This is a genomic window from Flagellimonas maritima (assembly GCF_003269425.1).
Taxonomy (GTDB): Bacteria; Bacteroidota; Bacteroidia; order Flavobacteriales; family Flavobacteriaceae; genus Flagellimonas; species Flagellimonas maritima.
This window is the reverse complement of sequence record NZ_CP030104.1, coordinates 3,180,827-3,202,873: the sequence shown is the minus strand read 5'-3', so window position 1 is coordinate 3,202,873 and position 22,047 is coordinate 3,180,827. Positions and strand designations below refer to the sequence as shown.

21 protein-coding genes are annotated in these 22,047 nt (G+C 35.5%); 11 read left to right on the top strand and 10 right to left on the bottom strand.

The features are described from left to right. Nucleotides 1-118: 118 nt before the first annotated feature. A complete protein-coding gene (gene dnaN / locus HME9304_RS14185) occupies nucleotides 119-1,237 on the top strand; it encodes a DNA polymerase III subunit beta (protein WP_112379840.1) in 1,119 nt (372 codons plus the stop codon). Nucleotides 1,238-1,290: 53 nt separating this feature from the next. Here the strand turns inward: dnaN and HME9304_RS14180 are convergent, their stop codons facing one another. Further along, a complete protein-coding gene (locus tag HME9304_RS14180; RefSeq protein WP_112379209.1) occupies nucleotides 1,291-1,650 on the bottom strand; it encodes a DUF4870 domain-containing protein in 360 nt (119 codons plus the stop codon). An 86-nt stretch (nucleotides 1,651-1,736) separates the two neighbouring features. On the opposite strand from HME9304_RS14180, the gene mnmE reads away from it, so the two are divergent. Both mnmE and HME9304_RS14170 read left to right on the top strand, forming a co-directional pair. Further along, the gene (gene mnmE, locus HME9304_RS14175) at nucleotides 1,737-3,107 is read left to right on the top strand and encodes a tRNA uridine-5-carboxymethylaminomethyl(34) synthesis GTPase MnmE (protein ID WP_112379208.1); all 1,371 of its coding nucleotides are present in this window, start codon (nucleotides 1,737-1,739) and stop codon (nucleotides 3,105-3,107) included. A gap of 241 nt (nucleotides 3,108-3,348) precedes the next feature. Further along, nucleotides 3,349-4,488, top strand: coding sequence for a site-specific integrase (locus tag HME9304_RS14170; RefSeq protein WP_112379207.1), 1,140 nt, complete (start codon nucleotides 3,349-3,351; stop codon nucleotides 4,486-4,488). A gap of 217 nt (nucleotides 4,489-4,705) precedes the next feature. Here the strand turns inward: HME9304_RS14170 and HME9304_RS14165 are convergent, their stop codons facing one another. Further along, entirely contained in the window at nucleotides 4,706-7,003 is a 2,298-nt protein-coding gene (locus HME9304_RS14165) for an ABC transporter permease (RefSeq protein ID WP_112379206.1), read from the bottom strand. Between the two features lie 667 nt (nucleotides 7,004-7,670). Between HME9304_RS14165 and HME9304_RS14160 the strand changes: the two genes are divergently transcribed. The 5 genes from HME9304_RS14160 (at nucleotide 7,671) to HME9304_RS14140 (ending at nucleotide 10,593) form a co-directional block, all read left to right on the top strand. Continuing rightward, on the top strand, nucleotides 7,671-7,958 hold the full coding sequence (locus HME9304_RS14160; protein ID WP_112379205.1) for a helix-turn-helix transcriptional regulator: 288 nt from the start codon (nucleotides 7,671-7,673) through the stop codon (nucleotides 7,956-7,958). Then, nucleotides 7,955-8,812, top strand: coding sequence for a toprim domain-containing protein (locus tag HME9304_RS14155; protein WP_112379204.1), 858 nt, complete (start codon nucleotides 7,955-7,957; stop codon nucleotides 8,810-8,812). Before HME9304_RS14160 ends, HME9304_RS14155 begins: the two co-directional genes overlap by 4 nt. A gap of 158 nt (nucleotides 8,813-8,970) precedes the next feature. Beyond that, nucleotides 8,971-9,267, top strand: coding sequence for a mobilization protein MbpA (gene mbpA, locus HME9304_RS14150; protein WP_099544857.1), 297 nt, complete (start codon nucleotides 8,971-8,973; stop codon nucleotides 9,265-9,267). A 5-nt stretch (nucleotides 9,268-9,272) separates the two neighbouring features. Continuing rightward, complete coding sequence (locus HME9304_RS14145) at nucleotides 9,273-10,133, top strand: relaxase/mobilization nuclease domain-containing protein (protein WP_313789982.1); 861 nt, start codon at nucleotides 9,273-9,275, stop codon at nucleotides 10,131-10,133. A gap of 4 nt (nucleotides 10,134-10,137) precedes the next feature. Further along, on the top strand, nucleotides 10,138-10,593 hold the full coding sequence (locus tag HME9304_RS14140; protein WP_112379202.1) for a DUF6730 family protein: 456 nt from the start codon (nucleotides 10,138-10,140) through the stop codon (nucleotides 10,591-10,593). Between the two features lie 269 nt (nucleotides 10,594-10,862). On the opposite strand, the gene drt3b is transcribed toward HME9304_RS14140, so the two are convergent. From drt3b to HME9304_RS17030, 6 genes are all read right to left on the bottom strand, one after another. Continuing rightward, the gene (gene drt3b / locus HME9304_RS14135) at nucleotides 10,863-12,902 is read right to left on the bottom strand and encodes an antiviral reverse transcriptase Drt3b (protein ID WP_112379201.1); all 2,040 of its coding nucleotides are present in this window, start codon (nucleotides 12,900-12,902) and stop codon (nucleotides 10,863-10,865) included. Then, nucleotides 12,903-14,231: an antiviral reverse transcriptase Drt3a gene (gene drt3a / locus HME9304_RS14130; protein WP_112379200.1), complete on the bottom strand. Its 1,329-nt coding sequence runs from the start codon at nucleotides 14,229-14,231 to the stop codon at nucleotides 12,903-12,905. A gap of 210 nt (nucleotides 14,232-14,441) precedes the next feature. Continuing rightward, on the bottom strand, nucleotides 14,442-16,277 hold the full coding sequence (locus tag HME9304_RS14125) for a DUF2779 domain-containing protein (RefSeq protein WP_239023292.1): 1,836 nt from the start codon (nucleotides 16,275-16,277) through the stop codon (nucleotides 14,442-14,444). A gap of 175 nt (nucleotides 16,278-16,452) precedes the next feature. Then, the gene (locus HME9304_RS14120) at nucleotides 16,453-17,433 is read right to left on the bottom strand and encodes a nucleotidyl transferase AbiEii/AbiGii toxin family protein (RefSeq protein ID WP_112379198.1); all 981 of its coding nucleotides are present in this window, start codon (nucleotides 17,431-17,433) and stop codon (nucleotides 16,453-16,455) included. Beyond that, complete coding sequence (locus tag HME9304_RS14115) at nucleotides 17,430-18,161, bottom strand: DUF6088 family protein (RefSeq protein ID WP_112379197.1); 732 nt, start codon at nucleotides 18,159-18,161, stop codon at nucleotides 17,430-17,432. Before HME9304_RS14115 ends, HME9304_RS14120 begins: the two co-directional genes overlap by 4 nt. Nucleotides 18,162-18,542: 381 nt before the next feature. Continuing rightward, nucleotides 18,543-18,701: a hypothetical protein gene (locus HME9304_RS17030; RefSeq protein WP_164674853.1), complete on the bottom strand. Its 159-nt coding sequence runs from the start codon at nucleotides 18,699-18,701 to the stop codon at nucleotides 18,543-18,545. Nucleotides 18,702-18,767: 66 nt separating this feature from the next. Here HME9304_RS17030 and HME9304_RS14110 point away from each other — a divergent pair, with 66 nt between their 5' ends. The 3 genes from HME9304_RS14110 to HME9304_RS16835 all read left to right on the top strand — a co-directional run bounded on the left by HME9304_RS14110 (nucleotide 18,768) and on the right by HME9304_RS16835 (nucleotide 20,000). Then, entirely contained in the window at nucleotides 18,768-18,992 is a 225-nt protein-coding gene (locus HME9304_RS14110; RefSeq protein ID WP_112379196.1) for a ribbon-helix-helix domain-containing protein, read from the top strand. A gap of 6 nt (nucleotides 18,993-18,998) precedes the next feature. Further along, on the top strand, nucleotides 18,999-19,358 hold the full coding sequence (locus tag HME9304_RS14105) for a helix-turn-helix domain-containing protein (protein WP_112379195.1): 360 nt from the start codon (nucleotides 18,999-19,001) through the stop codon (nucleotides 19,356-19,358). Nucleotides 19,359-19,793: 435 nt separating this feature from the next. Beyond that, on the top strand, nucleotides 19,794-20,000 hold the full coding sequence (locus HME9304_RS16835) for a hypothetical protein (protein ID WP_123877526.1): 207 nt from the start codon (nucleotides 19,794-19,796) through the stop codon (nucleotides 19,998-20,000). 146 nt (nucleotides 20,001-20,146) lie between these two features. On the opposite strand, the gene HME9304_RS14100 is transcribed toward HME9304_RS16835, so the two are convergent. Continuing rightward, complete coding sequence (locus HME9304_RS14100) at nucleotides 20,147-21,253, bottom strand: AraC family transcriptional regulator (RefSeq protein WP_112379194.1); 1,107 nt, start codon at nucleotides 21,251-21,253, stop codon at nucleotides 20,147-20,149. Between the two features lie 47 nt (nucleotides 21,254-21,300). Continuing rightward, the gene (locus HME9304_RS14095; RefSeq protein WP_123877523.1) at nucleotides 21,301-21,999 is read right to left on the bottom strand and encodes a hypothetical protein; all 699 of its coding nucleotides are present in this window, start codon (nucleotides 21,997-21,999) and stop codon (nucleotides 21,301-21,303) included. Nucleotides 22,000-22,047: the final 48 nt, after the last annotated feature.

Here is a 22,047-nt window from a genome sequence, read left to right as displayed (position 1 = left end):
TTGATAAATTTGTTTCTTTTCTAAAGCGTTTTAAGATATATTTGCTTTTATCGATTTTAATGGCCCTGTCCAAGAAAAAATGGTCAAAAGGGCAATCAATTTAAAAAGAATTTCTTCAATGAAGTTTATTGTATCCAGTACATATTTATTAAAACAATTACAGGTTTTGGGAGGTGTAATCAATAACAGCAATACCTTGCCCATTTTAGATAATTTTTTATTCGATTTAAAACAAAATAAGCTGACGGTTTCCGCTTCAGATTTGGAAACAACAATGAGTTCCGTTTTGGATGTTGATTCTGATGCCGAAGGTACAATTGCGGTACCGGCAAGACTCTTGTTGGATACGTTGAAAACGTTCCCGGAACAACCTCTGACCTTTGTTGTAGAGGACAACAATACCGTGGAAATCAGTTCCAATCATGGTAAATATGCCCTTGCCTATGCAGATGGCGCTGAATTTCCGAAGGCTATAGAAGTTTCCAATCCTAGCTCCACTACCCTGCTTGGAGATATTTTGGCAACAGCAATCAACAAAACGATCTTTGCCGCTGGAAACGATGACTTGCGCCCTGTAATGAGCGGTGTTTTTTTTCAGTTTTCAACAGAAAATTTGACTTTTGTTGCTACTGATGCACATAAATTGGTGAAATATCAGCGAAATGATGTAAGTGCCTCCGAGGTGGCAGAATTTATTATGCCAAAGAAACCATTGAACCTTTTAAAGGGTATTCTCTCGGGCTCTGAAACGGAAGTTACCATCGAGTACAATGATAGTAATGCAAAGTTCATTTTTGATGACTCAGAATTGATCTGCAGGCTTATTGATGGAAAATATCCCAACTACGAAGCTGTCATTCCAAAAGAAAATCCTAATAGATTGTCCATCTCAAGAAATCAATTTTTGAGTTCTGTGCGTAGAGTTTCTATTTTCTCAAATAAGACCACGCACCAAATTCGCTTAAAAATTGCGGGAGCTGAATTAAATATTTCAGCAGAAGATGTCGATTATAGCAATAAGGCAGAAGAGCGACTTTCTTGCTCTTACCAAGGAGACGACATGCAAATTGGATTCAATTCCAGGTTTCTCGTAGAAATGCTAAACAATTTGACTTCAGACGAAGTTTCTTTGGAGATGAGCCTACCGAACAGAGCAGGAATATTGACACCGACCGATGGACTTGACGAAGGGGAACATGTTACAATGTTGGTGATGCCCGTCATGCTAAATAATTAACTATATTCCAACCTAAATACTTGAAAAGCTAGAGCAATTGCTCTAGCTTTTTTTTACACAAAAGGAATGGTCATAAAGTTTGATGGCGATTCCCCGTTTGCAGCGCGTACCGCGTTGATTATAGGAAGTACAAAACCAAGGATGGCAACTCCTATCAAGCCTAGAATTCCAAGTCCCAATAATAAAATCGCAGGAATACTTATAATAATGTATAATAATAAGCTCAATTGAAGGTTAATAACGGATTTTCCATGCTCGTCCATTCCTTCAACAGTTTTTCTTGATGTCAACCAGATAATCAGAGGTACAATAAAACCCCCAAATCCAGTAACATAGTGCAATAATTGTGTAAGGTGTGTGATGGATAACAATGTATTATCCTTTCTAACTACATTTTGATTAATAATTTCCATTTTTGATTGATTTTAATGATGTATTATATCAGTATATATATTCAAGAAAATGTTACAACGATTCGCTAATTTGTACTTTTGCGGATATGTCCAATACAGAAACGATCATAGCTTTAGCAACACCTTCAGGAACAGGGGCAATAGCGGTTATTCGGGTTTCAGGACCTAGTTCCATAAGTATTTCGGATACGGTCTTTAAGTCCATTAAAAATAAAAAATTATCTGATCAGAAGAGCCACAGCATCCATTTGGGACACATTACCGAAAATGGCAGAATTTTGGATAAGGTACTGATTTCTTTATTTAGAGGGCCGCACTCTTATACTGGAGAAGACGTCATTGAAATTTCCTGCCATGGTTCGCCATACATTCAACAACAAATTATTCAACTGTTTTTGAGAAAGGGCTGTAGGACCGCCTCCGCGGGTGAATTTACGCTACGGGCTTTCCTAAACGGAAAAATGGACCTAAGTCAGGCAGAAGCTGTAGCAGATTTAATAGCCAGCAATAGTGAAGCCGCCCACGAAATAGCCATGCAACAAATGCGGGGTGGTTTTAGCAATGAAATTCAAAAATTACGTGAAGAACTACTGAATTTCGCTTCGCTTATTGAGCTGGAATTGGATTTTTCCCAAGAGGATGTTGAATTTGCAAATCGTAGCCAATTTAATGCATTGTTAAACCGTATCAGTGAAGTCCTAAAAAAACTTATCGACTCCTTCACCCTTGGTAATGTTATTAAGAATGGTATTCCTGTGGCCATTGTTGGACAGCCAAATGTTGGTAAGTCAACCCTGCTAAATGTTCTATTGAATGAAGAAAGGGCCATAGTGAGCGATATTGCAGGTACCACCAGAGATACGGTTGAAGACCAAATTACCCTTAATGGAATAAATTTTAGGTTTATCGATACTGCAGGGATTCGAGAAACAGAAGATGTAGTTGAGCAAATAGGAATCAAACGAACTTTCGGTAAAATTGAGACGGCAAGACTTATTATTTTTCTTTTTGATACTATTGATTTTGACCGGTCTGAACTGAAACGAATAGAAACAAACTACCCAAAAAAGGAAATCTTACCAATTTGTAATAAAATCGATATGCTAACAAATTCGCAGCTGGATTCTTTGGAAAAAGAATTTCCAAATGCAATTTTTCTCTCGGCTAAAAATCGGGTTGGCATAGATGATTTAGAAAATAAATTACTTTCCTTAGTGGATTCAGGTTCTTTAACGGGTGATAGTACGATTATTTCCAATAGCAGACATTATGACGCTCTATTGAAAGCTCTTGAGGAAATACAAAAAGTAAAAGAAGGAATGGAAATAGGATTGGCCAGTGATTTGATGGCCATCGATATTCGACAGGCTCTTTTTCATTTGGGAGAGATTACTGGTAGTGTTACTACGGACGATTTGTTGGGAAATATATTCTCAAATTTTTGCATCGGGAAGTAACTGCTGGTTTTATTTGGTCTCATTTGGTTTCATTTGATTGCAAATCAGATAGTTACAAAAATTTTTATCCTCGTTTATTTTCCTTTTTCTACCCATTTTCATACTTTTAGTACACCTCCAGTACACCTCGAACCCAATTTTAACAAAAAGGTGTACCAAAGGTGTACCAATTTCACCTCAGGTACTGTAATTGTTGTCTTTGAGATTTTTTTCGAGGTGTACTCATCTAAAAATTAAGGTTATGATTATAAGTCTAAAGCGGAAAAAACTTAAAAGTGGAAAGTCCAGTTTGTACCTCGAATACTATGGTGGAAGCCGAAAGGACAAAAATGGTACGAAAAAGCACGTCAGGAGTTTTGAATATTTGAAACTATACGTCTATAACAAACCTCAAAATGCAGAACAACAACGAAAGAACAAAGAGGCATTGAAATTGGCAGAAAGTATTCTTACCATTCGTCAGTCAGATTTCATTAAGGGGAAATATAACATGCGGAATGAAAAGAAAGGGCAAATCACTTTTTTGGATTTCTTTCGCCAGATGAAAGAAGAGCGCTATGAAAGCAATGCCAACTATGGCAATTGGGATGCCGCTCTAAAACATATCGAAAGATACTGCCCAGAGCATGTGCAATTGAAAGATATAGATTCCGATTTCGTAAAAGACTTCAAGAAATATTTGGATACCAAAGCTATGACCAAAGGAGGTACTCCCCTATCCCAGAATTCAAAATACACCTATTTCAATAAATTCAGGGCTGCACTTCGTGAGGCCTATAACGAAAGTTTTATCCTGCAGGATGTTGTTAAGTCAGTAAAAAGTTTCGAGCAAGCGGAATCGGTACGGGAATATCTTACCCATTCTGAATTACAGGCGTTGTCCCATGCACATTGTAAATATCCTGTTTTAAAAAGTGCCTTTATCTTTAGTTGCCTTACTGGATTACGATGGAGCGACATCGCCAAATTGAAATGGTCTGAGGTCAGGGACGAAGACCAAGGCGCACGAGTCATTTTCCGGCAGAAGAAAACCGATGGATTGGAATACCTCTATATTTCAGGACAGGCAAGAAAATTACTCGGTTATCGAAAAAACCCTAGTGACAAGGTGTTTAAAGGCCTTAAATATGGTGCGCATTTCAACGCTCAAATCCTTTCTTGGTGCATGCGGGCGGGAATAACCAAACATATTACTTTCCATAGTGCCAGGCATACCAACGCCGTATTGCTGTTAGAAAATGGAGCGGATATTTATACGGTGTCCAAAAGATTAGGACATCGGGAAATTCGAACCACAGAAATCTATACCAAGATAATTGATGAAAAAATGAAAGCAGCGGCAAACATGATCCCAGAATTAGAAATGAACATTGCAGTTTAAAGCAGCCAGCCAATTTGGGTCTAATGGAATTTTATAAAAGGTTACTTTGTTAAACTATTAAAAAAGAGGAAAATGAGACTGAGATAAATATGTGTTATACTACTTCTATAAGTCTTGCAAGATGGCCGTTTTATTTGAATTCGTGAAGAAAATGCACTGTTTACCGTAAATTGTTACAAAATAAAAAATCGAAGCCCTTTAGTTGATACAACAATTTCTACTCAGTGCTTATTTCCTCGATTGGATTTTTTCTTGTCGCTTTTATTGTTTGCATACTTAAAGTCAACACAGAAATTAAAATTACAATAAGGCCCGATAGAATAAAAATCCATATGCTGAGATCAATCCTGTTTGCGAAACGTGTAAGCCATTGATGCATCAAATAATAGCCCATGGGGATTGCTATTATGAAAGCTAGGAGTATACGTTTGCTAAACGCGTAAGTCAACAAGTTCACAATATCTCCTGTCGAGGCTCCTAGTACTTTTCGAATTCCCATTTCTTTAGATCTACTTTGAGTAACTGCCCATGACAAAGCAAACAAGCCGAAACTTGCCAATATCATACTTATAATTGCAAAAGTCACAATGATATTATAGAAAAATGTGTCCTCTTTATACTTCTTCATGAGTTCTTCTTCAAGAATTTTGTAAGAAAAGAAATAATCTGGAAATAGTTCTTTCCATTTTGTTTCAATTTCCGGAAGAAGTAATCCTAAGTTAGTGCCTTGGTAATCAATGAGTAATGAAGGTCCATCCTCATAGTAAGCTATTATAACTGGCGGAATCTCCTCTTTAAAAGAACCACATGTAAAATCTTCCACAACACCAACAATTAAATCCTCAGTACCGGGCACTTTTTTTCCAATTGGATCACTTAGGTCAAACTGACGGATCAGTTTTTGATTGACAAGTTTACCGTTATGTACTGCCGAAGGCAAACTACCTTCGATTAAATTTAAATTAAGCGTTTCAATGAAATCTTTATCACCCCCAAATAAAAAGGGTGTATAATACTTTTCATTTTCAAGTTCATATCGCACAATTCGATTTCCGGATATCGGGTTTCCACCACTAACGGTTACACCTTTAACATTTGGCAACTGACCAATTTTCTGTTTGAGGACAGGAAGAACTTTCGAGTATTTCGGGTCGGGGGTATCAAGTTGAATAATATTTCGGTTGAAACCGAGCGGAGCATTCTCAATATAGTTCATTTGTTCAATAATCGAGATGGAGCATATTGTTAGTGTAATTGAAATAATGAACTGGAAAGTGAAGAGAAATCCACTAAAGGTAACCTTGGAGGATTCGTTTTTCATTAAATTGACAGGTTTCATCCTCCATTGTTTGGATACGGAAAATGTTACTATCAAGGCGGCCGAGAAAAGAATGACTAAAGCTATATGTGAAGCAACCTCTATATTCAACAAATACTCTGGTGATAGGTTCGCCTCAAAAACAGAATTGAATACAGGAATTGTTAGAAGTGTTATAATAAGCGATAATAAAAAACTAGTAATAATGTAAAATCCTGCTTCTGCTATTGAGAAGTAGAACAATCCTTTTTGAGTAATTCCAAGAGTTTTTTTAATACCCATTTCCTTTCTTCTATCCTGCCAAAAAAGCAAGAATAGATTTATGAAATTAAAGCTTGCAATAAAGAGAATCAAGCCGCAAACTATATACCCGACCTTCAAAAAGGTAGGGTTTCTTGTTTTCATGTATTTCATTTTATTTTCAGCGGTGAAATAAGAATTACTTAAGGGCTCAAAGAAGTAGTCCATTTTGCCAGGGCCAAGTAATCCTGGTCGTATACTATCTGCCTTGATCTTGCTTTGCAAGGCTTCCGTAGAACTATTGCTCGTCATTAAAGCATAGCTGGGTCCGCCATTCCATCTATTTTCAAAATTGGAATGATGCACTAAGGCATCAAAAGATAAATGACTATTCGAGTTCGACTTTTTTGCAATAGCCGAAACGGTCATTTGCTGGATAGTATCGGGAGTAATTAAAGAAACAGACTTACCGACCGCTTCCGAATCCCCAAATAAAATAGCAGCCTTTTCTTGTGTGAGTACAATATTACCAGGTGACAATCCCCCACTTTTATTTCCTTGACCAATAGGGAAATCAAAAACTGAAAAGAATGACTCATCGGCCAACAAAATATTTAAATCTTTAAAAATGGTTTTTTCAACCTCAATTGAAGCTTTATCTAAATTTCCAATCTGACTTACATCGGCAATTTCTGGATAATTGTTGGTTAAATAGCCATAAAGAAACTTGGGTATATAGGGAATGCGGCCACTTTCGCCAAATGGATCATTACTGAATACTTGGAATATCCTATCTTGCTTGGAATGAAATTTATCCGTATTTGTTTCATAAACGAGAAATGATATGAGGATATTGCAACATACAAAAGCCACTACTAGGCTCAATAGAATAATAGAAGTATATATTTTATTTGCCCACAAATTCCTGATTATAAGTTTAAGATTATGACGTATCATAGAATGTTCAATAATTTAAAATATCCTATAATTAATGCTTGTAGCATAACTCACATTAATTATATACTTCTTTATTAAAAATAACAAATCCCTTTATAGTAACATATATCAAGGAATAAAATTAATCTCGAGCTAACTTCACAGCAATGAGTTTTGCTCATTTCGTGAAGTTTATTCAAAGATTTTGACTCCTGCTATTAAGTCGATATATTAATCGGTATTGACTAGAAAGAAAATTTCTTTATTTCTTTGGTCTCAAGAAGCAAACCTTTAATATAATAGAACAGCATCCTTCATATGCATGTTAACATTCTTCAAATAGCAACTATGTAATGGCCTGCTCCTAAAACAATATAATCGACCCTTTTTTAAACTAACATTTTCGTATTTAGCTATCTCAAATTGTTGATAACTCAAAATTCTTTGATTTTTGCCAAAAATCAAATGATAGCATTTGAAGCCATTTGAAACCAAATCTAAATTTCCAAATTATATATGATTTCATTTGAATTCATTTAACATAAGTCATTGTATATCAGTTTTTTGTGGATAACTTAAATCAAAAAATCTAGCTTCCCCCTTTCCTTTATTTTACCTTTATCCCAAGAATTATTTAAAAGAAAACAAAAGCGCTTTTGTTCATTTCGTAACCCTAAAAAGGAAACCAATGGACAATTTTTTAATCCTTGAACGACTTGATCGTTTAGAACGGCTTTTAACAGCCCATAAGGAAGTACTCACCTTTGAAGAAACCTGTGACTATACCGGAATATCGAGAAGCTATCTGTACAAATTGACAGCATCTGGAAATATCCCACACTCAAAACCCAACGGTAAACTGATATTCTTTGAAAAGGCCAAACTCAATACGTGGCTTTTACAGAACAGTCGAAAATCAATCTCGGAAATCGAAACGGAAGCCCTGAACTACACCTTTAAAAATAAGCGCAGATGAAAAAGGAGCCGATATGCTGGGAAAAAGTCCGTGCCGTTTGCATCGTAAAAACGATGGCCAAAGCCGGACACTTTCCGAAAAGGGAGACGGAGAAAGAAGCTTGGTTCCTAAGTCCATTTCGGCCGGAAACCCATGCCTCTTTCAAGGTGTCTAAAATCAAGAACCTATGGTTTGACCACGGTGCTGGTTTTGGGGGAAACGTTCTCGATCTGGTCATCCGGTTTTACGACTGCCGTCTTCGAGACGCGCTCGACTTCTTGTCGGACGTACCGCCCTCTCTTTCTTTTCACCCGCAACCGTTTATTCCGCCATCCAACAATAAATTGATTATAAAAAGTGCCAATCCTATTTGGCACTACGGACTGAAAGTTTACTTGAAGAAACGAAACATAACCCTAGAAACCGCAAATAAATACTGTAAGGAAGTCCATTACTCCCGAAAAGGAAACCACTATTTCGCCATTGGCCTACAAAACGATTCGGGCGGTTGGGAACTTCGAAACATATACTACAAGAGTTCTTCCTCCCCAAAGGACATTACCTATTTTTCAAACGGATGTATGCAGCTAGTGGTAACGGAAGGAATGTTCGATTTTTTAACGGTCACCAACTTCTGCCACGACAACATGTCCTTTCTCATTTTAAACTCGCTGTCCTTTCTTAAAAAGGCCATGAAACACATAGAAATGTTCAAGGATGTGAAACTGTATCTAGACAATGATAAAGCAGGAAAAGAAGCGACAAATTGGTTGATGCAAAACCATAAAGGATGCATCGATAAATCTTATTTATATAAAGATTACAAAGATATTAATGAGATGTGGATAGGGACGAATGGAGGATACGGAACGTAGCTGTAAAAATACGTCTGAGTAAGAATTCAAGATGTGTCATTGTCATGACAAATCTTGCTTTTGCTCCCGTTGGTCGCAAAAGAGTAGGAACTATTAACTGAGTTATTGATTAATGATTTAGAAAAACGTACTTCGATTTAAAAGATAAAAAGGCTAAAGTGAAAAAGGAATTTGTACAATTTCGATGTTCCATTTATGAGAAGAAACTGCTCAAAATTAAGGCCAAAAAGAGCGGACTTTCCATAAGTGAGTACTGTCGTCGTGCCGCCTTTGACCATAGAATTGTCGAACGGTTTTCCGATGAACAAATCGATGTTTATAAATTGTTGGTCCAGTATCAAGTCAACTTTAAACGTATAGGGAATATGTACCGAAAACGAAATCCGAAATTGGCCGATGAAGTGGTACAACTGGCCAATGAAATACGCAAACATCTTTACAATTTTAAAAAATGATAGGCATGGGAAAATCCATATCGCATACGGGAGCCTCCATGGGTTATGGGTGGAACGAAGAGAAAGATGCCAAGGTGGTTTATCGCGAACATTTGGCTGGCGACAACCCCAAAGAGATTACACAAGAATTCAAAATCATTCAATCACAAAACCATCGCTGTAAAAAGAATACGTTGAGTTTCGTCCTTAGTCCCACGATACAAGATGGACAAAAATTAAAAGAAAAAGAACTGAAGGAAATTACAGAAAGATTCATTAAAGAAATGAAACTACAAGAACGACAGGCCATCGCCTTTGTACATCAAGATAAAAGTCATTTGCACATCCATTTATATGTGAACCGCATCGGTTTTGACGGCAAGGCCTTCAAGGACAACTATATCGGGAAACGAAGCCAACAGGCGGCAGAAAAAGTGGCTCAACAAATGGGTTTGACAACGGTAAAACAAGTGCAACAGGAAAAGTTGAACGAAATTAATTATGTACGCCTGGAAATAAAGCAAGTCCACGAAAAGGTTATTGCGGATATGAAGCCCAAGGATTTTGACCAATACATCAAATACATGAAACAAAGGAATGTAGAAGTCATTCCAAGCATCAATAAATCGAATCAGTTGCGGGGTTTCCGTTTTGAATACAAAGGCCAAAACCTTAAAGGAAGTGAAGTACATCGTTCAATGTCAATGGGGCGAATTGCCGAACGGATTGGTTTTGATAGAAATGTTGCCCAAAAGATAGCCAAGGAAAACTCCCTATCAATGCTCGGAAAAACTGTAGAGATAACGCCCAACTTGGCAACGAGCATCACAAAAAAGGCACTCAAATTGGCTGTTAAGAAAACAATTGGATTAGGAATGGAAATTTAATATTATGGCAAAACTAGACGAAATAGCAGAATTGCTAACAGAGGAAATCAAGGAATTCGAAAACTCGATAAGTCGCTTAGAAGAGATGCAAGCTTTTTTGAGAAACTATAAAATCAAGCCCGACACCACGGACATTGACTTTATCCTACGACGTTACAATGACGACCAAAAGAAAGCCATTGATGACCAACACAAACTAATGGGTAACGTGGTCTACTATATAAAAAAGTCCATGACTTTTCCGAAATGGGCAGTCAAATTGTTCGTGGGGTTAATGGTTTGCGTAATTTTGGTGCTAGGATTCTCCATTTATAAAGTCTCCCGAATCCCTGAAATAAAGCAGGAAGCTTATGGACAGGGAGAAGAAAAGGCGGTCGGGCATTTCAGGGCTTTCTTCGAGGCAAGCCCAGAGGCCAGCGAACTCTATAAAGAATGGCTAAAACCCCAAAGCAAAAAGTAGGGTGCGCCCTATCCGGTTTTTGCTTCACGCTAATCTGCCGGAATCACTACAAAAACCGGACAGGATCCACGCGCAAAGTTTTGGGGTAAGATTTGGGACTGAAATTATCTAGGCAATTACAACCTTTAATTCCGTCACTATAAATAACCATAAAAAAACAGCCCGCTCAGGCTGCTTCTTTATATTTAATCTTCTTTTATCGAAGGTCAAATAGAACGCTTGTGTGTGAACCCTCGAAAGAGTCATTTATTTGAGCGGAGCGTATATTTTTAGTACACTTCTTGGCTTTTTTTAGCCTCTAACTCTTTCCCAAAATTAAAGTTATCCCATTTAGTAAACCAATACTTTCTATAATTAATAATACTAGTCCTGAGCCTTCCCTGAGTAGACGGAATCCCAAAAAGTAAAAATAGCTTGTTTTTAAATACTCTATCAATATAGGGACAGCTTAACAAATCGAAAAACAATAAGATCAGTTCTGTTTTTCTAAATCTATTTTCTTTTGAGACATTGGACATTAGTTCCAAAATATAATTTTCTAAAATCTTTTTCGTTTTCACATATCTGGCTTTGTTACCTAAATAAAATAGCAATACCGTGATTGTAAAGTAGTGCAATTCATAATTGCACTTTTTCTTTGACAAATCGATGCAAAAATAAAAACACAGAACCTCTTCTTCCAGTCGATAATCTCTACCTAAATCATTAAGTGTAATAAGAAGATATAATGTCTCAATTTGAACATGCTCTTGAATTCTTGATTTTTTGAGCACCAAAAATATCTCATCATAAATTTTCTTAAATATTCGGTTCTTTAAATCCGAGTTTAAATTAAGTTTCGCAAATTGAATAACCTTACTCAATATTGAACACAATTTAATTGTGCTGTTTACTCGTGGAGTGACCGCATAAACGAAGAATGCAAAATCTAGAATTTCCAAAAAGACCTTTCCTAATTGTTTCTCGTTTTGAACAGTATCGGAGCAAAGATGAATAAAGCTTATTACTTTGTTGTCAATACAGCCAAGTGTAAAGTTTTGAATATCCTTGTAATTAATGTCTGCTGACTTTAAAATAATTTTAAACTCAGTAATTAAAGTACTAGAACTGACATAAAAAGTTAGAATATTATCGTCAGAATCATTGGCAAGGGAACTTGTCTCTTGTTTAGACTTAAAAGACATTTTTTTATCTAGAAGCTTGACTATTCCGACCTTGGCAGCGGTTATTCCTGTTAGTATTGGCTTTTTGTACTCTTCCGATTTTCCCTCATTCAGTCCTAATTTGTAATCTCTTAGATGTAATCTAAAAAGCCCAAGTACCTCTTCTTTAACGTATACATCATTATAAAAAATAAAGTAGTCGTCAACATATCTGAAAACTTCATAATCCTTTCTGAAAATTATTGGTTCGTTTCTATTCGAAAGCTTTAACTGAACCGTTTTATCAATTTTCTGTAGTATAATTTCAGCAAAAATTCTAGAAAACTCAGGGCCAATGACAATACCGTTTGTCTCTCCATAATTTAAATCTTGCATTAACCTGTCAAATTTGCCCCCAAATGTTAGCTTTGAAATTGGTATTTCATCTTTAACCATATCCTTATCTAGCAATGCCCAAGTAATAGAGTGAGAATATATACTATCGAAACATTTTGATATGTCAAACTTGAAGAGGTTTTTATACTTTTTCTCGCACCGATGATATTTATAGGATTCATAAAATTTATGAATGTTACTAATTTCTTTGTACGAAAAAAATGTTTTCAAATTTTCGTATTCCTTGTCAAACTCCTCGACCCCAACCACTTCGTGATCTTGAGCCAATTTATCGTAGTGAAGTCTATCCTTGAAATAAGTGAATTTAGCCGTTTTAAATGGTTTCCTTATAGAGAATTTGCTCTCATCGCAATAGTAAAGAATTAACTCCTTGCATAAGTCATAAAACTCAATAACCGCTAGTTGATTTTTTGGATGAACAACGGTAAGCTCCCGAAATTCCTTTTGTTTATGTGAAATTTTGTAGTGAAAAGGTATTGCTTTAAGTGCGCCTGGGGACAAAGTTATTTTTCCATCCGTTTCATTCGCAATCTCTTTAGGACCAAGAGCAAATATTAATTTGACGATTTTATTTAAAGTCTGATTTCCACTTCTCCAAGTCAACACATTCCCCCTCAGTTCGATACCATTTGATATCAAAAAGTCATAAAAATATCGATTTGAAAATGTTGCAGGTGTTTCAAAGGGTAAAATATCGGATAATACCGCTCTTTCCTTTTTGTTTGTAATATTCTTTTTACTCTTTGGCATTTATTTCCAAATTTGCATTATTGCTTTTAGTTCATCGGAACTGAAAGAAGAGAAATTCCTGTTCTCAAAACTGTCTATGAAATCATACCTATTTAGTCTTTTTTTGAGCGATACAGATGTAATTCGTGTATTTATTTGCCTTTTTAGTCTTGCATTTAACCTTTTGATTTGCCCCATTTCTGTAAGAGAACTATTTGAATAATAAATACCAATTAAAATTTTTGCCTTATTGTTGGCCAATCTAGTATTGCCAGTTAAAAACCTAATCCGTTTCACAAGTATTTTTCTTGCTTCCTTTTTGTTAACTTTTGAAAAATTTACATAGTGGTCAAATGCCAGTTCAGTTCTTTTTTCCAGTTTATCAAACTTGGCTGATGTCAGCTTGGTCTTTACTTTGCCATGTTGTATGATAAATTCGTATCCTAAAAATTCAAAATTGTGTTTGATGCTTAAATCAACAATGGAAAGTGGAAAAGTTTTAGCAGGATTCGTTCTTATGGAACTATTTTTTTCGATAGCATATTTCACTTCATTTAGATATACTCTGCCTGGTTCATTTGGATTTGGAGTAAAAATTACCACAATGTCATCAACAAATCTGGCATAATATGTAACACCCGGAATACTTCTAATGGTTTGATCAATTCTACGCATAAATAATTCTGATAAATATGCGCTTACCCCTATCCCACGAGGTACGCCTTTATTTGAGCCGGAGAGAACCTTGTAGCTCCTAAGAATACTGTTTATTATCTTTCTAGATTTTGGGGATAGCAAATTATCATGATTTATATGCTTTGCTAAAGATTCATGGTCTATGGATTCGTAAAAGCTAGATATGTCTGTTCTAATAACAGTCTTGGGAAACTTGTCATTAAGTAATGTGAATAGCTGTTCAACTATGCTATGACGATTAGATTGTTTTACTCCAAACAGTCTTGAAATGTTAAATTGAGCCTGCTTTATTGCAAAGAAATACTCAGGCTTATTTGTAATGGTATACAAATCTTTTCCTCCAGGGATTTTAATTTGTTTCAATTCGATTTTAAAATCGCTCTGTGATATTATTAAGCTGATTTCTTCAAGTACATTATCAATTTCAACATTCCTTACTTCTCTCAACTGCTCCTTTACTTCATTAAAAAAATGAGCAAGTACTTTATTTCCAGATTTATTATAGCTTTTTGCTAGGTTGCCATAAACCTTAATCTCCTCGGTTACTTTTCTTATTGAACTTAAACTCAATTTATCTTCTACAAAAAAGCCGTTTCTATTTGAGATGTCAAATATGATTCTAAAGTTCTTCGCTGAAAATGATTGGTCTAACATAAGCTTAAAAAGCTATTAGCACATTCATTGTAAACCTTTCTGAAAGATTGTTGGCCTGGATGTATGAGGCACTTCTTAAGTACTAAATCTTGTAGTAGAATCATCTGATTGGTTAGGATTGTTTAGGTCTCTAAAAATAAAGTATTTTTCTGATTGAAGGAAAAATCAATCAAATGACTGCGGAATTAATCCATGAAAATAGCAACTACTCTAGACCAGCTCCTTAAAATGCTCAAAAATCATAACCATAGCTAGGGTGTCGAGTTCACAATAACGAAGGAGAGCATTTTCCAAGACACCTCTTTCTTCAACAGAAACATCTTCAAATTGCAATTTTGCATAGGCCGTAAGAGCCGCCCCACCATCGGAAATTATACCAACGCCTGTTAAAGCATTTTCTAATTGGTCCTGCGTCCAGTCTTCGTAAACTGGAGGAAGTGCTGCATATGGGTTTATTGCATTTCCATTTTCCAAGTGTAGAAATATGTAATCAGGCGGAAAGTTTTTAGAGGTAATGTTAATAGAGCCTATATCGTTTTGGCACTTTTTCTTAATAAAATGACTTGTATTTAAAATAGCAGGTAGAACCGCCTTTATGGACAAACTACCATTCATCGCGGGGTTAAAATAGTAGTTTTTAATTACTTGATACAAATCGATCATATCTCTATCGCCACACCACTTTTTGCTCGAACTATCGGTATTATGGCTTATATTTTCAATAAAGTCGATTAGTTCTTCTTTATCTGACTCTGAACTTGCCAAAAGTTGTTCATGAATCTTATTTAAAATAATATTTTCATGGTTGTGATATCGAAAAATACTACCCTCATTTATAGACAGTGTTTTCTTTAGAGCTCTTATGAAATCAAAATTTGGGAAGTGGCCTACGGTTGTATCAAGATACTCATTGAAATGTTCGATTCGACCATCTTCAAAAAAAATATGATGACTAAACTGAAATGCTAGCTGTTCATAGGGGTGTCTGCCCGCCGTAAACGGAATAGCTACCGCTGTAGTTTCAAAATCAATAAAATTCAATGGATAAATCCATTTCGCCATTTCAATTTTTAACCCATCCAATTCTACAAATGGCTCGCTGCTATTTTGTTTTGTCTTTTCAATCTGTAACCATCGTCGTTCTGAATTACTTATAATACCAGCTTCTGGTTCTATCTCTATTTGATATTCTTGAATTTCATCCATAAAATAGACACCCTCATCCATAAGTTTTTTACTTCCACGAAAATTCCAAACTTCATACACTTTTGGTGCATCGACACGGGTTTTTGAAATTGAAAGCTGAGACATCCAGCACTCGTGAAAACCACTTTTTAAATTTTTATCGATACCATCGCAATGAAACTCACAACCATCACAATGCTTACCAATAGGTGTTTGTATTTTTATATCGTTTGCGTAATGTTCTTTGAAATTAGTAATACTATCTTCAAAAGATTCACTATTAAATGCTGGGTTCTCATCAAATATCAATTGAATCTCTTGAGAAACATTTATCAAACACAAAATTGGATTGCCAATATCCATTTTGGTAAGTCCCTCAGCTTTTAATATTCCTGTTCTCATTTCCGAGTTCTGAACAATCTTAAACTTTTGATTTAAGCCATCAACAGAAGTTAATTTAGATTTATCAACTAGGTTAAGATATGGCGTTACATTCCAAGCGGGATAACATTTTTGTATTACATATTTTTGGAAGGCCACATCGTACAAATATTCTAGCCAACTTAATCCACCTCTTTTTGTAATAAAGCTCTGATGTAAAGTACTATCAACTGATTTTGATTTGACTTCAATTAGCTGAATTTCAGAACCATGTTTTACTAAAATATCAACCCGGATGAATAGTCCGTTTACTAGAAAAGCTGGTTCAAAAATGACAACATTTTCTTGTTTTAGTAATTCATTTGTTCTAGCTACTAATGTATCATAATCCCAATCCCTTCCTAGAATGGCAACACCTTTGGGGTATTCCATTCGTGCTAATTCTTCTACTTGGAAACCACCTTGGGCCAAAGCCTCCAAAAAAGTATCGGTTTTACTTGTATTTTCATAATCTGTCTTATTTGCATAAAACAGTTTGGTAGGGCAGCTCAGTGCCAATTTAAATCTTGATTTGGTTAGGTAGCGTGGTTTGGTCATAATATTAAAGTAAATACAAGTACGAGAATAAAACCATTAGAGTTGAAAGTTCATTGTTTTATTTTAGCAATATTGACCATTTTACTTTTTCCAATCTCTCAGAAACCTTAATAATTACTTTCAATACGCTTTCCTCTTTTGGCAACTCCCCATAAACCAAAAACTTAAAGTCATTCTGATAGGTGTCTTTAAGTTGGTTCCACGTTTCTTCAAGTTCTTTAAAAATCAACGCTTTTTTTGGGTGGTGTTTTAACCAATCGTTGTTGTTCTTAAAACTTTGTACGTCATCATGAGCTACTTTTAAAAGCATCGTATCAAAGGCATCCGAAGTAAAAAACCCTTGCACCGTTTCATCCTTTAATAATTGATGAATATCATACACATGCCTGATTTTAGCATTCAAGTCGATAATTGGTTTTTCAGTATATGAAAACCGAACTAAACTCATTATCTTTTCACAAAGCGTCCTACGAGAATCCAATACAAGTACTTCAAAAGGCAGTAGGTTATATTCTTCCGCCAATGTCATTTGGTTGGTGGCATTCATCATATCATAGATATAGGTATTCAGGACTCGCTTAGTGAATGGTTCAAAATGGCCCAACCATGTTGCTTCTATGATAATGGCATCTCGTACCTGTCCGTAATTTCCTTTAAAAATTTTGGGGTAGTTATATGCTATCTTTCGAATCATTCCCATTTTGTTGGTAATCCCTTCCATTTCTACCTCTACGAATGGCGCGGTTATTTCCTTAGTAATTTTTTTGAGCTTCGTCTTTAGTTGGTTCCCTGTTTCTTCTTCCCTGCGCAATACGACTAGATCAATATCCTCGGAAAAACGTTCGATGAATTTATAACACTTTGACAAGGCCGTGCCGCCCTTAAATATGACTTCATCTTTGATTGCACTATCAAAGATCAGTTTTAAGGCATAGCATACCCAATAGTCCTTTTCGATGTAGATATCTAAAATACCCATCCGTTGTGCGGTTGCTTGTACCGCTTGCCTGAAAAGTTGTTCGTTCTCGTGCAGCTTCATTTTATATTCCAGTATTTAGCATTTGACAACACCTTTTCAGGAATTTCAAGGTTATAAACTGTTATTGGGTTTAAACTATCTTGAAGGTCTCTCAGTTCAGGCACTGCCTTGCAACCCATCTCGCTTAGCAATGCACCTAATAAAGCTCTGGTTGCTGGAGAATATTTAAAAGCCAATTTTATTAGCTTTATTTTTTCGCTGGTTTTCAATTCGTGCAATAATGCCATCAATCGAATACAGCTTTTCTCAATGGTGGTATCGGGTATTTTCTTGATGTAGCGTATGGCATCCAACAATCGTAGTAAAGGAATATTTTCCTTATTTATGGTATTCTTCTGTTTGATGAACGAAATTCTAAAACGCCCTCTTTTAAAAGAGGGGCGTATCTCCCGTTTGCCTATCTGTATCGTGCTACTTACTTGTGTGGTAAGTCCGAGGGAATTATAAACGCTATACCCCGTAATATATCCGACAAGTTTGCCATCTTCTTCCAATAAGTCTTTTACAATCTGGTGTTGGTCTGGCAACAACGTACCAAATACGGTTTCTTGCGGCTTGAAGTATTTCCCCTTGGATAGCTTGTTTATCTTACGAGAAGCAGCCATTCTATTCAGATGTTTAATGATGGCTTCCCTCCTAGTCACCTCATTCATAAAATCCATATAGGTGAATACATACCCTTTGGGCAACTTATTAATCTTATCTTCAATGTATTCAGAGGTTTTCATTGGAAACTATTTATACAAAGGTATTTAAAATGTCCAGTTTATTTGTTAAAAAACTGGACATATTTTAATAAGTACTGATAACTTTAGTTGCATTTTGCATGTAACCCTTTTACCTTGCGGGCTTCTTAACTGCCCGCAAGGTAAAAGGGTTACAGTATAGTATCGCTTAGTTTATTCACAAACTACCCATTCAATTTTTTCTTCCGAAAAGTAACTAAAGGCAACAAGTCAAGTTTTTTGCGCAAAAAACTTGACATTAAAAATGCCGACATAATTCTTAATCTTATTTGACAGCTATTCTATCATAATGATTGACAATACTGATGAACCCTATAAACATAGGCAACAGCTTATTTGACCGTTATTTGATGATTAAGGTAATTATCGGTTTATTGCGGTTTCCGTCTTATAACTCCATGTTCCTTCGGAAGTTGAAAAACCTACGGGTTTTCCAACACCCTCGGCACCGCGCATAACCGCATGGAGCGCGAAAAAACGCTCCATGCCCTTATCTTTCCCACGCTCAATGATTATAATCAATAAACATTTTGGATCTGAAATCGGAAATTGAATTAGATTGTATCTTTATGACTCAAAGCTATAGCAATGAATATCACTATTAATAAAAGACAACAGGATTATATAACCAAACTAGTTAAGTCTGGCGAATATCAAAATAATAGTGAAGTGGTAAGGGATGCTATCAATTTACACCGCATTTACCGTGAAACAATAATCAAAGATTTAAGAGAAGAAATCAGAAAAGGTTGGGAAGGCCCTATTAGCAGTAGGACCATAAAAGATATTATTGCTTCCAAGAAAAAATCTTAATCTTCTATGACTACAGTATCACATAAAGAATACGTCAAAGCCTGTCTTCGCTTAGAGGAATTGATAAAAGTTGTAGATGATAGCACTCCATTGGAAAACCCATTATCCAAAGAGTTTATAGAAGTCAGCAATATCGTTGAACGATATGAAGAAGTCCACTACCCTATCGGCTTACCCAGTTTGCGAGAAGTAATCGAGTTGCGAATGCTGGAAATGAACCTGAAAAGAAAAGATTTAGCCGCTCTTTTAAACACAAGCGAATCTAAAATAAGTGGGTATTTGAAAAGCGAAAGCGAAATAACTTTTAAGCAAGCCAAAATAATTCATAAAGAATTGAACATTGATGGCGATATTATTCTGCAATAATTGATTTGAATTTACAATTTCCAACATTGACCAATCCATCAAATTCAAAATTTACAATTTCAAATAAGGGGTATTTTTAGCTCAAAATCGCACAATTTTTATACCTTTAAAATGTTAAAGTTTTGCGCGGGAATATTTTCGAATAGTTGCAGGAAAACATTAAAAAATAAGTACACCTCGGGTACACCTTTCCCTTCCGAGACCCGATGCCACAAGGGTTAGTTAGTTACTGCATCGGGAAGTAACCGCTAGTTTATTTTGTCTCATTTGGTTTCATTTTATTGAAAATCAAATAGTTATAAAAATTATTTTCGTTTAATTTCTCACTTACCCCCTATTCCGACTTTTAGCAACTCTATTCCAATACATTTGGGGCTGCTCTTTGTGAAGCCTATAATAAAAGTTTAATCCAGCATGATATGGTGAAATCGGTAAGTGAATATCTTACGCATTCCGAATGACAGGCTTTGCCAAAGTGCATTGAAAATATCCTTTTTAAACGGAGTAGATATTTATATCATTTCAAAACACCTCGGGCACCGTAAAATTCGCACCAGAGAAATCCATACCAAAATCATTGATGAAAAAATAAAAGCAGCGGCAAACATGATTCCTGAATTGGAAATGAAAATTGCAGTATAAAAATAGCCCCGCAATTGATTCTAATAGAGTTTCATAAAAGTCAACTTCACGAGACTATTAAAAAATACGGAAAATGAAACCGTATTGAATAGATTCTGCACGACTTCTAATAAGCTTTGTAAATAGGGCATTTTATAATACAAAGATTATAGTTTTTCATTGAAATAGGCAGAAGGAGAAGTGCCCATTAAACTCCTAAACGCCTTGTTGAATGTTGTTTTTGAATTAAACCCGGCCTCTTGTGCCAAACCAAAAAAAGTAAGTTCTTTTGCCTTATCCGTTTTAGCCAGTACTATAAACTCCTTAATCCGATAATAGTTCACAAAATCAAAGAAATTCATACCAATACGTTCGTTTAAAAGACGTGCCAATTCTGGGTTGCTTATTCCTAACATAGATGCAAGTTCGGCCTTCATCAACTTGGTGTTCAAATAGGGTTTTTTGGCAGTCATCATCTGCTCCAGCTGTGTCTTCAATATATCTAAGTCCTTATGACTCAATTTTGACTGACTATATTTTTGAGAAAGGTTTAACGATTGTATTCGGAATAAATCTGGTGCTATCATTCCATAATATGCAATGAAAAGAATGATAAAAGCGATTCCTAACCAAATGAATTTTCGCGCCTCTCTTTCTATGGTTTCCAGCCCAAAAAGACTGATGAAATACATACTTATCCAAACCAAAAGACAAGCCCCTATAGCAATCAAAAAATTCAAAAAGAATTGTGTTTTTATCGTATAACTAAGTTCATTTTTAAGGCTGTTCCTAAATTTTAAAAACTGTCTTAAACTTAAAAACCAATAGGTACAATTAAACGTAAGCCCAATCCCTACTAAAACATTAACTACGGCGTATAATTCTCCTCGTTGTATTCTGGCAACAATCACTTCATCCGAAGGTATCATAAAGTAAAAGACCACAAATAAAATGTAGCCAATAGCCGGAATATAATGGACTAAATCCCTTGCAATAAAACGTTGATTGGTTAGAGATGATTTGGTAAAAAGAAAAACGGTTGCTCCAAAAAGAAGAATAGCAAATTCAGAGATGGCAATTAAACGAAAATTATCTCCAAATACTTTAGACATGTGCAACACACGGCCACTTAATCCGATAAATAGCACAAAAATTAAAAAAGCGATGTATCCATTCACGTTTTTACGATTCTTAGCGGAAAACAGATACACACCTAACAAGAATAGGCTTTGAAAAAAGCCAAAATAGACCAACTGATTTAAAAGTGTTTGCATATTTTAAAATGAGCTGGCAAGCATAGTTAACTTGCCAGCTTTATTGCTTATTTGATTATAAATTGGTTCACGTTCTGGATTCCCTTTTCGCCCATTTTCATGCTTTCTTTAGAAAAAGCATCAAAGGCCGCTCTATCATTCCACTCCGTTAATACTATAAAATCTGGTTTGTACATGTAACCAACTGTAGACATTGGGTCATTTAATTCCAACAGTACTTTTCCTCCGTTATTCTTAGCTGTTTTAAGCCATTCTTTTTTAAAGTTCATAAAAGTGTTAGTATCGTCCTTCCAGTAAGATGTAGCGACTAATATCTTATCAGGATTAGCCTCAAATGAAATGTCTTTTGTTACTTCATAATATGCCAAGTTGAAAGAAGACCACATTCCTCTTCTTTGCTGGTGAAAATCTGGAACTCTATTTACTACTTCATTAACAAATGCTTTTCTACCAGCCAAATTCGTCCATTTTCCAATTACATAAGTATCTGGTTGATATCCTCCTTGCGTAGTTTCTGCAACTGCGAGCAATGGTTGCGGTTGATATCCTTTTTCAAGTGCAAAAGCAAAAGCGGTTTCCTTATACCTTGGGAAAAGCTTAGGTAATTCAGGTTTTCCATTAAAAAGCAGAATATCCAAGACCTCTCCCTTTTTAAAATCCCATTTTTTGGTTTTTGATTGTGCGTTTACCAACAATCCACCAAGAAAAATTACGGTAAATACAAGAACTAATTTTGTTTGTTTCATACTGAAAATTTTAATTTTTAAATTCATGTGGCTAATGTAAAATGAGCT